Raw genomic sequence first — 13,882 nt, 5'->3', positions numbered from 1 at the left:
AATGGCTGACATCTCGATCAAGGGCCTTCACAAGACCTACCCGGGCAGCACGGAGCTCGCCACGAACAACGTCTCCCTCGAGGTTGCCGAGGGTGAGTTCATGGTGCTTCTGGGGCCCTCAGGCTGCGGAAAGACCACCCTGCTGCGCATGGTGGCCGGGCTGGATTTTCCGGATGAGGGGAGCATTTCCATCGGAGGCAGGGATGTGACATACCTGCCTCCCCAGGACCGGAACCTCTCCATGGTGTTCCAGTCCTACGCTGTCTTCCCGCATAGGAAAGTCCGCACCAACATCGGGTTCGGCCTGGTGATGAAGAAGGTTCCCCGGGACGAGCTGGAGAAGAAAGTCGCCTGGGCGGCCGACCTGCTCCAGCTGACCCCCTACCTGGACCGGTATCCTGCCCAGCTTTCCGGCGGCCAGCGGCAGCGCGTCGCCGTCGCGCGGGCCATCGTCATGGACGCGGACGTGCTGCTCATGGACGAGCCGCTCTCCAACCTCGATGCCCTCCTGCGCCTCGACTTCCGGGCGGAGCTGAAGAAGATCGTCCAGCAGCTCGGCTCCACCACGCTCTACGTCACTCACGACCAGGTGGAGGCCATGAGCCTGTCGGACCGGGTGGCCGTGATGAAGAAGGGCCAGATCGCGCAGCTGGGCCACCCCATCACCGTGTATGAGGAGCCGGCGGACCGCTTCGTCGGAGGGTTCATCGGTTCCCCGCCCATGAACTTCCTGGAGGGCCGCGTCACCCAGCAGGGCGCCCTGGAAGTCGCCGGCCAAAGCACGGACGCGCCCGAATTCCTGGCCCGCTCCGCGGCACGTTCCGGCGGCCTGCCCGTGATGGTGGGAATCCGGGCGGAGAACATCTACATTGAGCAGCGCGGAGCGCCGGGGACCCTGGACGCCACCGTGGACGTGGTGGAACCGCTGGGCCATGCCACACTGCTGACCGTGGACCTCGGCGGACAGGTCATCAAGGTGCAGGTTGCCTCCACCGTGCGGGTTTCCCCGGCCGAAAAAGTCGGCCTGCGGTTCGACCAGGCTGCCATCCGGTTCTTTGATACGGAGACCCAGCTGGGGCTTACGGCATGAGCCAGGCGCCGGACGGGGACAGCTACCCCATCCAGGACCTCGAGGAGCTCGGCAGCCGGGCACGGGATGTGCTAGCGGCCAACGATCTTGGCACCATGGTGACGGCCGCCCCGAACCTGTATCCGCACATGTGGAGCTGGGACGCCGCCTTCGTCGCCACGGGGCTGTCCACCATAAGTATTGAGCGGGCACTCCAGGAGTTGGACTACCTGCTGGCGGCCCAGTGGAAAAGCGGAATGATCCCGCACATCGTGTTCTCCGACGTCCCCGGCTACTTCCCGGACGTGGACCGGTGGGGAACCCGCGGCGCTTCGCCCGAGGGAGTGCAGTCCAGCGGCATCTGCCAGCCGCCGGTGCACACCACAATGCTTCGCCGCATCGTGGAACGGGCGACGACGGCGGGCGGCGAGGATGCCAGGCTCGCCGATGAATTCGTCCGGCGGACGTTGCCGCGCTGGATCGACTGGCACGCGTGGCTGCGGAACAGCCGGGCCGAGGACGGTTCAGGCCTGCTCACGATCTACCACGGCTGGGAGTCCGGCATGGACAACTCCCCGCGGTTCGATGGCCCGTACTCAAGGGTCCAGCCAGGGGAGATGGAGCCGTTCGTCCGCACGGACACGCTGAAAATCACAGACCACAGCCAGCGGCCCAGCGACGAGGAATACAGCCGCTACCTGTGGCTGGTGCAGCAGATGGCTGACGTGGGATTCGACGACGAGCGCTTGCCGGGGGTGATGGACTTCCAGGTCAAGGACGTCTTCATGTCTGCAATCTTTGCCACAGCCAATGAGGACCTTGCTGTGCTGGCGGAGCAGTTCGGCCGGCCACAGGAAGCCCCCCGGCTGCGGCAGTGGGCCCAGGAATTCTGTGAGGGTGTTGACGCTACGGTGGATGAACGGACCGGACTCGCGCGGGACCGGGATGTGCTGACCGGGGAATGGATCGGACCACCCACCATGGCCGGCTTCGCACCCCTGATTTCCACCACGGACCAGGCCCTCCTGGAACGGCAGCTAGAGGTCTTCGAGGGGCCGGAGTGGACAGGCGACCCGCGGCTGGCCTTCCCGCTGCCCGCCTCCACCTCCACCACCTATGAAGGGTTGAAGCCGCGCCAGTATTGGCGGGGGCCGGTGTGGCCGGTGATGAACTGGTACCTGGCCCACTGCCTGCGCAGGCGCGGCGACGGGAAGCGCTACCATCAGCTGCGCGAGGCCTCCCTCGCCCAGCTGATGGAGGGCCACTTCGGTGAGTACTACGAACCCTTCACCGGTGAACCGCTGGGCAGCATGGACCAGTCATGGACGGCGGCCGTCGCGCTCGAATGGCTCGCCGATCCTGAGAACGGCTGACGGGTGGAGGCGCGGCCGCCGCCAGGCGCCCCCCGGCGCCTGGGCTCCGCGGACCACCTGCCGGTGCGCCTCCTCATCGCCGGTGCCGGCGCAAGGGGCGCCGCCTACGCCCGTCTCGCCGTCGCCACCGGGCAGGCCATCGTGGTGGGCGTTGCCGAGCCGCGGACTGTGCTGCGTGACCGCCTGGCGGCGGAGCTCGGAATTCCGGACGACGGGATTTTTGACGACTGGCAATCGATGCTTGCAACCCGCCTTGCCGCCGATGGGATTATCATCGCCACCCCTGACCGGGAGCATGCAGGTCCGTTCGCGGCAGCCGCAAACCACGGTTACCCGGTCCTCCTTGAGAAACCCGTCGCCGTCGACCCTGAGGGATGTGCCGAACTGGAACGCCTGAGCCGTGAAAGCGGCACCAGCACAACTGTCTGCCATGTGCTGCGCTACACTCCGCTGACGGCACTGCTCAAACAGCTCCTGGCCGGCGGAGCGGTAGGCCGGATCATTTCAGTCCAACACCTGGAACCTGTGGGATTCTGGCATTTCGCGCATTCCTATGTCCGCGGCAACTGGCGCAGGGAGGGCGACTCAAGCCCCTTCCTGCTGGCCAAGTGCACGCACGACGTCGACTGGCTGTCCTTCATCATTGGAAGCACGCCCGTCCGGGTATCGTCCTTCGGAAACCTGGCCCACTTCCGTCCGGAGGCGGCGCCCGAGGGCGCATCCCGGCGCTGCTCCGACTGTCCCGCGGAGCCCCGGTGCCCCTATTCGGCGTTGCGGATCTACGGCGCCGGCCGGCCGACGGGCGGCGGGAAGCCTGACGCGGCCCGGGCCTATTTCGCGGATGTCGTGGATCCCGGCGGGACTCCCGAGTCGCTCCTGCACGCCCTGGCCACGGGCCCGTACGGACGCTGCGTGTATTCCTCCGACAACGACGTGGTGGACCACCAGGTTGTGAACATTGAATACGAAGACGGCACAACAGCCGCTTTTACCGCCACGGCTTTCACTGCTGCAGGCCCGCGGCAGACGCGGATCTTCGGCAGCCACGGGGAGATATCCGTCGCAGCCGGAGCCGTGTCGGTCTATGACTTCCTCAGCGGGGCAACCACCGTCCACCGGGTTCCCGATGCGGTGCAGCAGGTCCGCGGTGAAAAGCACGACGGAGGCGATCGCGGCCTCGTTCAGGCATGGGTGGCAGCGCTGGCCACCGGGGACTGGTCAGGGGTGGTCTCAGGACTGGAAGAGTCCCTCATCAGTCACGCTGCCGTCTTCGCCGCGGAGGAAGCGCGCCGGAGCAGTACCGTTGTCCAGGTCAGGCCGGCCAGCCTCAGTCAGTGACCTCATCGATGGACACGACGGCCAGGAAGCCCCGGCCCAGAATTTCCGGGGAGTCCTCGTCCGAGCCTGCCACGGCGTCGTAGCGGTTCAGGACCTCCGGTTCATGTGCCCCGTCAGAGGCAGTGGCCTGGCCCTGCAGCAGGATGCCCAACTGGCCGGCAAACAGTGGATGCGCCCGCTTCTTCGAGATTTCGATGATGAACGTGAAGCCCTTGCAGCTCCCCGCCCGGGTGATCACGTTGAGGTTCCGGACATCCCCGGTGGGAAGGGAACAGGTGGTGGCGGCACCGCCCGGGAACCTGAAGGGACGGTACTTCTCCAGGGGCTGCTCGGCGCCGTCCACCGTGAGCAGCAGGAGCTCGCCGTCAACAACCGTCAGTACCCGTTCCATGCCGGGAAACGGCGAGAAGTCCCCGGCCTTGGTGACCTCGGCGATGCTGACCTGCCAGTCCCACCCGCCATCAGGGGCAGGGGCGGTGCCGGTATGGCCGGCGATCTGCCGTGTTATCCCGCCGCCGTTTCGCCAGGGCTGGGGTTTCAGGTCGGCAAAGCGGATGATCTCCATCTGCCAAGCCTAGTTGCCCGCATTGATGCCCCGTGTCGGCAGCCCGCATCCCTGCCTGCTACTCTCCTGCGGGGGGACAACGCGAAAACAGCCTGAAGGAGCCGGGAATGTTCGTCAAAGTGTGTGGTCTCAGTACGCCTGAATCCGTCCGTGAAGCGGTGGACGCCGGAGCTGACGCAGTGGGATTTGTCCTCACCGCCAGCCCCCGGGTGGTCTCGCCGCACCAAGTTTCTGGACTGCTGTCCGACGTGCCCACGGGTGTTTCGCCCATCGGCGTGTTCAGGGATGAGCCTGTTGCCGATGCCGTGGCCATCGCCCGCGCCGCCGGGCTCACCTGGATCCAGCTGCACGGCCCGCGCACACGCGAGGACGTTGCCACAGTGCACGACGCCGGCATGAAGCTGGTCAGGGCCGTCACCTTGGCTGCCACGTCCGAGGAGCTGGAGGACTGGGGCGAGGACCTCCTGCTCATCGACGCCGCCGTGCCGGGCTCCGGTGAGTCCTGGGATTACGCTTCGGTGGCGGAGCTGCCGGTCCTGCAGGGCCGAAGGTGGCTGCTGGCCGGCGGGCTGGACCCGGAGAACGTGGGGAACGCGTCGGCGTCTGCCCAGGCCTGGGGGGTTGATGTTTCCTCGGGCGTTGAGATGAGCCGCGGGGTCAAGGACCCGGCCAAGGTCCGAGCCTTTGTGCAGGCGGCAAAGGCTGAATCCAGCGTCTAGCTGGTCCTACACTAGCTCGCGCCCCCTTGTGACTCGCGGTTTCGTTTTCGACGCACCCGTTCGCCTGCGCGGCCCGTATTTCGCGTGCGCCAACGTATATGCGGGTCGAAAGTGAATGTGCGCGTCGCTCTGCGAAGGCCAGGGTTCAGGGGCAGCTCAGGGGAGACCCTTAGGTGCCGGCCGGAGAGTCCAAGGCACAATGGATGAATGAAGACACTGCTCAACATCATCTGGCTTGTATTTGGCGGGTTCTGGCTCGCGCTGGGCTATTTCGCGGCCGGTGTCATCTGCTGCCTGCTGATCATCACCATCCCCTGGGGCATCGCATCGTTCCGGATCGCCGCCTACACGCTCTGGCCGTTCGGCCGGACAGTGGTGGACAAGCCCGGCGGCACCGGCGTCTTTTCGCTGCTGGGCAACGTGATCTGGCTGCTGGTCGCAGGTATCTGGATCGCCATCGGGCACGTGGTCACCGCCTTTGCGATGGCAGTGACCATCATTGGCATCCCCCTGGCCATCGCCAACCTGAAGCTCATTCCGGTGTCCCTGATGCCGCTGGGCAAGCAGATCGTGCCCACCAGCCAGCCGTTCGTGACCACGTACCGGTAGCACGACCCTCCAACGCCACAGATCCGGTGGGACACAAAGTGCTCAGCGGGGCCTGAATACCCCGTCCGCCATGATGGCCACGGCGTCGCTGTCGTCCAGTTCCGCGGCGATATCGATGTCGGCCGCGTAGCCCCCGCCCACCAGCTCCCGGCCGCTCGAGCAGCCGAGGAGCATCTCACGCAGGCGGGGCTCCGCAGCCTCAAAGACAGCCATCGCCGCCACCGCTTCCGGCGAGTAGCCGTGCCTGCCGTCTTCCGGCTCGTAGCCGCCCTTGCCTGCAGCCACCAGGCCCGCGATGAATGCGCCGGCGCCAATCTGGTCTTCCACAGCGGGCCGGAGGGTCCCGTCAGGCCAGCGCTCACCGGCTGCAATCACAGCGATCACAGCATCGCCAGGGAGTGTGGCTGCGGCCCATTCTGCCGTGGCTGCCGCGTTCCGCAGGCATACCGCCGCCACCAGGGGAACGTCGCGGGCCAGTTCGTGGCAGAGCGCGGAACCGTTCGGGGACGGCAGGACCAGGCGGTCCAATGATTCGGCAGCCCGGATGCCGGCGGGGGAGAGGCTGAGCCCGCCTCCGTCCCGGGGACCGGCAAGCTGGGCACCGTGGCGGGCGGCAAAGTCCTCAGCGCCGGTGTCCTTCCACGGAAAAGGAAAGACGTGCGCGCCCCGGTCCAGGGCGACGCTGACGCAGGTGCTGAAGGACAGGACGTCCACCACCACGGCCAGGTCGGCTCCGGACGCTACTGTCCGGGCGCCTTCGAGGCCCCACTCCAGCCGGACGGCAGAGGGCAATTGCCTGTGCGCTGCACTCGCAGTCACCGTGTGGCGGGGGTTCGAGGGGGATGCATTCACGCCAGTTCACCGTTCAGGTTCCGGTGTGCGGCTTCCAGCCATAGTTCCTTCGCCCGTCCGCTGTGGAACAGCGGGTCCAGTTCCAGCAGCCGGCGGACGACGGCGGCCCGCCCGGCAGCGAAGTCAGCGTCACCGATGTGCGCATAATCCTGGCGGACGGCGGCAACGTACCGTGCGTACTCCTCCGGCTCCCCGCCCAAAACGGACAGGTCTGCATCGCAGAGGAGGGCGCCGTCGTCGTCCCCTTGCTCGGGCCGGTGGTCCGACGTCAGACGGACAAGCCGTCCCACCTCAAACGCCTCCGCCTCCGGCAGGCCGGCCGCCTGCAGGCGATCTTCGGCGAGGCGGGCGGACTCCTCCTCATCCTGGCCCGCCACCCCGCGGTAGACGGCGTCGTGGAACCATGCGGCCAGCAGGACCGTGCGCGGCGGGTCCGCGGGGTCGGTGAGCAAATCCAGGGATTCGAGGACTGACAGCAGGTGGGTGCAGCCGTGGTACCGCCGGTGCGGCTCGCTCCAGCGGTCCAGGAGGTCCAGGAAGAGGGCGTCGTGGCCGGGCATGACGGCGTTCCAGCGGTTCAGCAGCGGAACCTTCAATGATTTATTGCGCCGGCGGGCAGGGATGCGGAGGCCGCTGGCAATCAGCTTGCGGACCAGGATCCGGGCCTCTACGGGAACCGCTCCCGCCGCCACCAGGTCGTCGAAGCGGCGCTCCGGGACGTCGTAATGGTCGCCGTCGAACGCCCGCTCCGGGATGCCTGCCGCGGCCGCGAACACGTGCAGCTCCTCCAGCGACCCATCGGAGACAAGGTGGGAGAAGTGCGTCCCGTGCGCAGGCCACAGCGGCGGATCGATGAAAATGGCCATGGTGGAAGTCTAATTGGACGTGGTTGAGAGGCAGGCGCCCTGCCCCGCTGTTTTCACTCATTGACCGTGAATGCGGAAGAAAACCGCGCCGCCGTCCGCAGTTGCGGATTACACTGACGCTATGACGATTATCCGCGTTGCTGAGGCTGCCCGGCTCCTCGGTGTCAGCGACGATACCGTGCGGCGCTGGCTGGAGAACGGAAGTCTTTCCCCGGTGAGGGACGACGCCGGCAGGCTAGCCGTGGATGGCTTGGAGCTGGCCCGGCATGCCCAAAAACTCGCGCAGCTTCCGGACGATCCTCACCGCACGGGCAGTTCGGCCCGCAACCGCTTCGTGGGCCTGGTGACCGGCATTACCGCCGACCAAGTCATGGCCCAGGTGGAACTGCAGTGCGGTCCCTTTCGCGTGGTGTCGCTGATGAGCAGCGAGGCGGTGCGGGAGCTCGGGCTGGAACTGGGCTCCGTAGCCACCGCGGTGGTCAAGGCAACCACGGTGATCATCGAAACCCCCAAGGGCAAGGCGCTGTGACAAGGCCCCGGAAGCTGCCCGCCTTGCTGCTGGCGGCGGTCCTGACCGCTTCGCTGGCAGGGTGCGCCGGCAAAGGGACGGCGGCCAACGGCAGCAACGGGACCTTGGCGGTATTCGCTGCCGCATCCCTCAAGAGCAGCTTCACCGACATCGCGGAGCGCTTCGAAGCCCGGCACCCGGGCATCGCCGTCGCGCTCAGTTTCGCGGGGTCGGCAGACCTGGCGGCCCAGATCAGCCAGGGTGCTCCCGCGGATGTGTTCGCGTCCGCGGATGCCAGGAACATGGCGAAACTGCAGGACGCAGGCCTGCTGGACGGCGAAGCACGGAACTTTGCCACCAACACCCTGGCCATCGCGGTCCCGCCCGGCAATCCTGCCGGCATCAACTCCTTCGCTGACCTGGCCAACAGCGGAACGAGGCTGGTGGCCTGTGCCAGGCAGGTGCCCTGCGGGGCAGCGGCGGCTTCCGTGGCAGAGAAAACCGGGATCACGCTACGCCCTGTCAGCGAGGAGAACTCGGTAACCGACGTCCTGGGCAAGGTCATCTCGGGAGAAGCCGACGCAGGGCTCGTCTATGCCACGGACGTCCGGTCGGCTGGCGGCAGGGTGGACAGTGTCCCCTTCCCGGAGGCGGCCGGCGCCGTGAACGCGTACCCCGTCGCCGCGCTGGCGGGTGGCGGGAATATCGCTGCCGCTCGCGACTTCGTGGACTTCGTCAGCGGGCCCGAAGGCCAGGAAATCCTGGCAGCGGCCGGCTTTGGCCCGGGTGCCACGTGACCGGGCACCAGGCGTACACCGGCATCCCCCGCTGGCTATATGGACTCGCGGCCCTGGCTGCCCTGGTGGTGGTTCTTCCCCTGGCGGCCATGGCGGCACGGGTCAATTGGGCAAACTTCCTTCCGCTGGTCACGTCCGAGCCGGCCCTTGCGGCGCTGGGCCTGAGCCTTCGCACGTCGGTTGCCAGTGCTGGTCTCTGCGTCGTGCTGGGGGTTCCCCTGGCGGTGGTCCTGGCGCGTGGCCGGTTTCCGTTGTCGGGGCTCCTCCGCTCGCTGGTGCTGCTCCCGCTCGTCCTGCCGCCCGTGGTGGGCGGCATTGCCCTCCTGTACACATTCGGCCGGCAAGGCCTCCTGGGCGGAACCCTTGAGGTGCTGGGATTGCGGATCGCGTTTTCCACCACGGCCGTGATCCTGGCCCAGACCTTCGTGGCCCTGCCCTTCCTGGTGGTCAGCCTGGAAGGCGCCCTGCGGACCGGCGGCCAGCGCTACGAGGCAGTGGCGGCAACACTGGGAGCCTCGCCAGGCACCGTGTTCCGCCGTGTCACGGTGCCGCTGGTCCTGCCCGGGCTGGCCTCGGGAGCAGTCCTGTCGTTCGCCCGGAGCCTTGGCGAGTTCGGCGCCACGCTGACCTTCGCCGGCAGCCTGCAGGGGGTCACCCGGACGCTGCCGCTGGAAATCTACCTGCAGCGCGAGACTGACCCGGACGCCGCCGTCGCGCTTTCCCTGGTACTGGTGGCCGTGGCTGTTGCCGTGGTGGCGCTCGCCTACAGGCGCCCTGCACGCCCGGCAGGCAACAAGGCCACAACGCGGCCGACGGCGGCTGCCGGGCCGGGCGGTGGCGTCACGTGACGTTCTCGTTGCAGGCGGCCGTGGTAGAGCGCGGCTTCGACGTCGCGCTTTCGCTTGGCCCTACGGAAACTGTTGCCGTGATGGGACCCAACGGTGCCGGTAAGTCCACGCTGTTCTCCGTCATTGCCGGGCTGCTTCGCCCTGACAGCGGGCGGGCCGAGCTCAACGGCCGCACCCTTTTCCACCTGGCCGACGGGGAGCGCACGTGGACCGCTCCGCACCACCGGGGGACGGCACTGCTCGCACAGGAGCCGCTGCTCTTTCCGCACCTGAGCGTCCTGGACAATGTGGCCTTTGGGCCGCGCAGCACCGGGACCGTCCGGCACCTCGCCATCAGCCGGGCCATGCATTGGCTGGCGGAAGTGGAAGCAAGCGACCTGGCGGCACGGCGTCCTGAGGAGCTTTCCGGCGGGCAGGCGCAGCGTGTCGCCGTGGCCCGCGCGCTCGCAGCGGATCCCGGACTACTTCTCCTGGACGAGCCCATGGCGGCGCTGGATATCCACTCCGCGCCCCTGCTGCGGCGGCTGCTTAAGCGCGTGCTCACCGGGCGGCAGGCCATCATCATTACCCACGACGTGCTCGATGCGCTGATGCTTGCCGACAGGGTGGTCATTCTGGAAGGGGGCAGGATCGTGGAGGAAGGTCCTGCCCGGAAAGTGCTGGAACGGCCGCGCAGCGCCTTCGCAGCCGGACTGGCAGGCCTGAATTTCGTGCCCGGAACGTCAGCCGGGACAGGCATCCTGACCAGCGGAGGCCGGCACATTGCCGGACACAGTGAGGACCCCATCCCCGCCGGCCGGCCGGCGGCTGCCGCGTTCCCGCCGTCGGCCGTATCCGTTTTCCTCGATGATGCGCATGGCAGCCCCCGAAATTCCTTCACGGTGAGAATCACGGATCTGGAGCCGCACGGTGACCTTATCCGGGTGCGGGCGGGAGGCCTGGCTGCCGACGTTACCCCGGCTGCCTCGGCGGACCTGGGCCTGCTTCCCGGCCTAACAGTGCACTTTGTGGTCAAAGCGGCAGCCGTGTCGGTGTACGAGACCTGGCAGAACCTCAGTGACGGTGCCCGTACGCCAGAAGTGCCGGCCGAAACATAAAGGTGCAAAGCCAGCCAGTGCCGCCCGTCTGCGGGCCCCACTATATGCTGAGCATGCATTTCCCGGCATCGTGGCCCGGGGAGTTACTGATGGGGGCAGTGATGAGGGTATTCAGGCGTGTCGTTTTACCGGCGGCATGGTTGACGGTGTTCGCCGTGATAGCAGTCGCTTTGGTCAAGATGGCATTCGTGGACGGCATGGCACCCGAGCAGGCGGTTGTTGGGCCGGGGGCGCAGGTGGCCGTTCCGGTGGTGCAGGCGTCGCGGGCTACGGTGACCAACAAGGTCGAAATCCAGGCAACGGTGCAGAACGATCCGGCAGTCGGGGTGCGCAACACCGCCGCCGGGGTTGTGACCTACATTTTCCTGGAGCCCGGCGTGAAGGTGGCTTCAGGTGACCGGCTCTACCAGGTTCGGACGGAAGTCCAGCCTGCTCCGCAGGCAGCCGCGGCTTCCCAGCCGGTATCGCCGCCCGACGCCGAGGGTCCTGGAAGCCGGATTCTGCTCACGGCTCCACCTGCTCCCACCTACACTTACTCAGACGTGCTTGCCCCGGCCGCCGGCACTTTGCGGACCCTGGATGTGCTCCTTGACCAGCAGGTCAGCGTGGGGGCGGCCGCCGGCACGATTGACCCGGGGACCTTTACTGTCAGTGGTTCCGTGGACGCTGCCCAGCAGTACCGCCTCCTGGCAAAGCCGGGATCAGCCCAGATATCCCTGGTCGGCGGGCCTGCGCCCTTTACCTGTCCCGCGGTTGAGCTCAAGAGTACGGCCGGCGGCACCGGTGATGCCGCCGGAAGCGGCGGCATCACGGGAGGAGTAGGACGCTCTGTCCCCTCCATATCTGTCGGCCCGGCAGGGCCTGATGGTGCGCCCGCACCGGGCGGGACACCCACCGGGACCCTCAGCTGCGCTGTCCCAACCGACGTCGAAGTCTTTGCCGGACTCGGCGCCACCATGACAGTGACGGCCGGCGAGGCCGTTAACGTCGTCACCGTTCCCCTCACTGCGGTGGAGGGCAGCGTCAAGGAAGGCATTGTCTGGCTCGCCGGAGCTGACATGAACCCCGGCGCCGGCGGCGTCGTCATCGGCGGGCCGGCCGGACCAGCCCCCGCAGGCGGAACTCCTGCAGTGGGACCAGCCAGTGAGCCGGAGCAGCGGAAAGTCCAGCTGGGCCTCAATGACGGTGCCGTGGTGGAGGTGGTGTCAGGGCTGGCCGAGGGAGAGTCGGTACTTGAGTTCATCCCGGGTGCGCCCGCCCAGGTGCCCTCCGGACCGCAGTTCGGCGGGCCCGTCTTTCCGATGGGCGGCTGAGGGTGGAGGAACTCGTTGCCCTCAAGGGCGTGACCCGGACTGTACTGCTTCCTGATGACCAGGAACTCCCCATTCTTCGGGGCGTTGACCTGGCGGTCCACAGCGGCGACCATACGGCAGTGGTTGGCCGGTCCGGCTGCGGCAAGTCCACCCTGTTGAACCTGCTTGGGCTCCTGGACCTCCCCACCAGCGGCGAACTCAGCTTCCAGGGGCGCCCTGTACAGCAGCTCGGCGATGCTGCACGGGCCAGGTTGCGCGGTGAAGCGGTGGGATTTGTGTTCCAGCAGTTCAACCTGCTGCCCGGACGGTCCGCCCTGGACAACGTCATCACACCCCTGCTGTACGCCCGCGGTGCCCGGTTCTGGCGGCGCCGGGAGATTGCCATGGACATCCTTGACCGGGTGGGACTGGCTCACCGGGCCCAGATGCTGCCGAACATGCTTTCAGGTGGCGAACAGCAGCGAGTTGCGATAGCCCGCGCCCTGGTCCGCCGGCCCCGCCTGATCCTTGCCGACGAGCCGACGGGCGCACTCGACGTGGATACGGGGCAGGCCGTGATGGCGCTGCTGGACGAAGTTGCCACCGAATCCGGAGCGGCGCTCGTAACCATCACGCACGACGTAAATGTCGCAGCCCTTGCCCGGGCCTGCTACCGGCTTGAGGCGGGCGTCCTCTCGCCGGCCGAGGTACCGGCGGGAGCGGGCGCATGACGGGAATCATTTCCGCCCTGGTGGAGGCATGGCAGGAACTGCGGATTAACAAGACCCGCATCCTGCTGGCGCTCGTCGGCGTGGCTCTTTCCGTGGCAGCCCTGACATCGGTTGTGGGCCTGGGAAACCTGGCCCGTGAGGGTTTCAAGGCGTCGTCGGAACAAAACGGCGGGCGCGCCGCCACCCTTGGCATCGGCGTCTACGGACCGACGCAGCCGGACCAGCGGAAGCTCGATACCGCATACCAGGGCGTCATAGACCGCTACGGCATCACCTACTACTCCAAGTCCGGCCAGGCGCAGCATGGCTTCCAGTCCCCCCAGGGCGTGCAGCAGGTGAACCTCCAGCTCGTGGATCCCGGTTACGGAATGATTCACCGTTTGGACGTCCGGCAGGGCGGCTGGTTTGCGGCCGACGACGAAAACCGGCTGGCTCCCGCCCTGGTGGTATCAGAGAACTTCTACACCGCGGCGGGCAGGCCGAACCTCGTTTCTAATCCAAAGGTCCAGCTGGTTGGACAACAGAAAACCACCGCGGTGATCATCGGGGTGGTTCCGGACCCGCACCCGCAGGCACCGCCGTCGGCCTTTATGCTGACCGGGGCTGCGGACACTGCAGGCATTTCAGCAGGAGGATTCGGGCAGTTCAAATTGTGGGTAGGGGAAGGCCAGGCCGAACCGCTCAAAATGGCCATCACCTCGGACCTGCAGCGCCAGTTCCCGGGCATGCAGGTCCAGGTGGACCGGATGGACTACGCCAGCAACGGAGATCCCTTCGAATCTGTCCAGTTGGCCGTCGGCGGCATCGCCGGGCTTGTCCTCCTCCTGGGAGCGGTCGGAATGCTGAATATTTCGATGGTTACCGTGCGGTACCGTGTCCGGGAAATCGGCATCCGTCGCAGCTTTGGGGCAACCTCGCAGCGGATATTCCTCGGCGTCATGATGGAGTCCGTTGTGGCGACGGCAGTGGCCGGAATCGTTGGCGTCATGCTCTCGGTGGCAGTCGTAAAGAACCCGTGGGTCCAGTCCAATGTTGCACCAGGCCTTGCGGAGTACCCTGCGTTTCCGTTGGAAGCAGCGATGCTGGGCCTGGGCTCGGCGGTCCTCGTCGGTGCGCTGGCCGGAGCCATCCCGGCCTTGGTCGCCGTCCGCATCAAGGTGATTGACGCGATCCGCTTCTAGCCGGGCCTCCTGCAGGCCGGCGGAAGCGTCGCTGAGC

15 protein-coding genes are annotated in these 13,882 nt (G+C 67.1%); 12 read left to right on the top strand and 3 right to left on the bottom strand.

The features are described 5' to 3' along the window. The first annotated feature begins 1 nt into the window (after position 1). The 3 genes from CXX84_RS07910 to CXX84_RS07900 are packed head-to-tail and all read left to right on the top strand — an operon-like array spanning position 2 to position 3,780. Entirely contained in the window at positions 2–1,090 is a 1,089-nt protein-coding gene (locus CXX84_RS07910) for an ABC transporter ATP-binding protein (protein WP_102976147.1), read from the top strand. After that, a complete protein-coding gene (ggh, locus tag CXX84_RS07905; RefSeq protein ID WP_102976146.1) occupies positions 1,087–2,442 on the top strand; it encodes a glucosylglycerate hydrolase in 1,356 nt (451 codons plus the stop codon). The genes CXX84_RS07910 and ggh overlap by 4 nt, the downstream gene beginning before the upstream one ends. Before the next feature lie 3 nt (positions 2,443–2,445). Beyond that, complete coding sequence (locus tag CXX84_RS07900) at positions 2,446–3,780, top strand: Gfo/Idh/MocA family protein (protein ID WP_102976145.1); 1,335 nt, start codon at positions 2,446–2,448, stop codon at positions 3,778–3,780. Here CXX84_RS07900 and CXX84_RS07895 read toward each other — a convergent pair. Continuing rightward, positions 3,770–4,345 (bottom strand): HutD family protein, encoded by a 576-nt coding sequence (locus CXX84_RS07895; protein WP_102976144.1) that lies wholly within the window; start codon positions 4,343–4,345, stop codon positions 3,770–3,772. The two genes, CXX84_RS07900 and CXX84_RS07895, sit on opposite strands and share 11 nt — an antisense overlap. A 107-nt stretch (positions 4,346–4,452) precedes the next feature. Here CXX84_RS07895 and CXX84_RS07890 point away from each other — a divergent pair, with 107 nt between their 5' ends. Next, the gene (locus CXX84_RS07890; RefSeq protein WP_102976143.1) at positions 4,453–5,064 is read left to right on the top strand and encodes a phosphoribosylanthranilate isomerase; all 612 of its coding nucleotides are present in this window, start codon (positions 4,453–4,455) and stop codon (positions 5,062–5,064) included. A gap of 207 nt (positions 5,065–5,271) precedes the next feature. After that, complete coding sequence (locus CXX84_RS07885) at positions 5,272–5,673, top strand: YccF domain-containing protein (RefSeq protein WP_102976142.1); 402 nt, start codon at positions 5,272–5,274, stop codon at positions 5,671–5,673. 42 nt (positions 5,674–5,715) lie between these two features. Here CXX84_RS07885 and CXX84_RS07880 read toward each other — a convergent pair whose 3' ends face one another. Together CXX84_RS07880 and CXX84_RS07875 are read right to left on the bottom strand one after the other, a co-directional pair. Next, positions 5,716–6,525, bottom strand: a complete 810-nt coding sequence (locus CXX84_RS07880; RefSeq protein ID WP_102976141.1) for a 2-phosphosulfolactate phosphatase — start codon at positions 6,523–6,525, stop codon at positions 5,716–5,718. Then, a complete protein-coding gene (locus CXX84_RS07875) occupies positions 6,522–7,391 on the bottom strand; it encodes a DUF4031 domain-containing protein (RefSeq protein ID WP_102976140.1) in 870 nt (289 codons plus the stop codon). Before CXX84_RS07875 ends, CXX84_RS07880 begins: the two co-directional genes overlap by 4 nt. Before the next feature lie 121 nt (positions 7,392–7,512). Here CXX84_RS07875 and CXX84_RS07870 point away from each other — a divergent pair, with 121 nt between their 5' ends. The 7 genes from CXX84_RS07870 (at position 7,513) to CXX84_RS07840 (ending at position 13,845) form a co-directional block, all read left to right on the top strand. Continuing rightward, the gene (locus tag CXX84_RS07870) at positions 7,513–7,920 is read left to right on the top strand and encodes a molybdopterin-binding protein (RefSeq protein ID WP_102976259.1); all 408 of its coding nucleotides are present in this window, start codon (positions 7,513–7,515) and stop codon (positions 7,918–7,920) included. Beyond that, a complete protein-coding gene (modA, locus tag CXX84_RS07865; RefSeq protein ID WP_223253024.1) occupies positions 7,917–8,696 on the top strand; it encodes a molybdate ABC transporter substrate-binding protein in 780 nt (259 codons plus the stop codon). The genes CXX84_RS07870 and modA overlap by 4 nt, the downstream gene beginning before the upstream one ends. Then, positions 8,693–9,544 (top strand): ABC transporter permease, encoded by an 852-nt coding sequence (locus CXX84_RS07860; protein ID WP_102976138.1) that lies wholly within the window; start codon positions 8,693–8,695, stop codon positions 9,542–9,544. The genes modA and CXX84_RS07860 overlap by 4 nt, the downstream gene beginning before the upstream one ends. Beyond that, positions 9,541–10,641, top strand: coding sequence for a sulfate/molybdate ABC transporter ATP-binding protein (locus CXX84_RS07855; RefSeq protein ID WP_102976137.1), 1,101 nt, complete (start codon positions 9,541–9,543; stop codon positions 10,639–10,641). The genes CXX84_RS07860 and CXX84_RS07855 overlap by 4 nt, the downstream gene beginning before the upstream one ends. Before the next feature lie 146 nt (positions 10,642–10,787). Continuing rightward, entirely contained in the window at positions 10,788–11,954 is a 1,167-nt protein-coding gene (locus CXX84_RS07850; RefSeq protein ID WP_102976136.1) for a hypothetical protein, read from the top strand. A 2-nt stretch (positions 11,955–11,956) separates the two neighbouring features. Then, a complete protein-coding gene (locus CXX84_RS07845; RefSeq protein WP_223253022.1) occupies positions 11,957–12,664 on the top strand; it encodes an ABC transporter ATP-binding protein in 708 nt (235 codons plus the stop codon). Continuing rightward, positions 12,661–13,845, top strand: coding sequence for an ABC transporter permease (locus CXX84_RS07840; protein ID WP_102976134.1), 1,185 nt, complete (start codon positions 12,661–12,663; stop codon positions 13,843–13,845). Before CXX84_RS07845 ends, CXX84_RS07840 begins: the two co-directional genes overlap by 4 nt. Positions 13,846–13,882 lie beyond the last annotated feature (37 nt).

Origin of the sequence: Arthrobacter sp. AFG7.2, from assembly GCF_002892835.1 — a bacterium.
Classification (GTDB): Bacteria; Actinomycetota; Actinomycetes; order Actinomycetales; family Micrococcaceae; genus Arthrobacter.
Note: the sequence above shows the minus strand (reverse complement) of the source record. Positions and strands in the feature narration are given on the sequence as shown.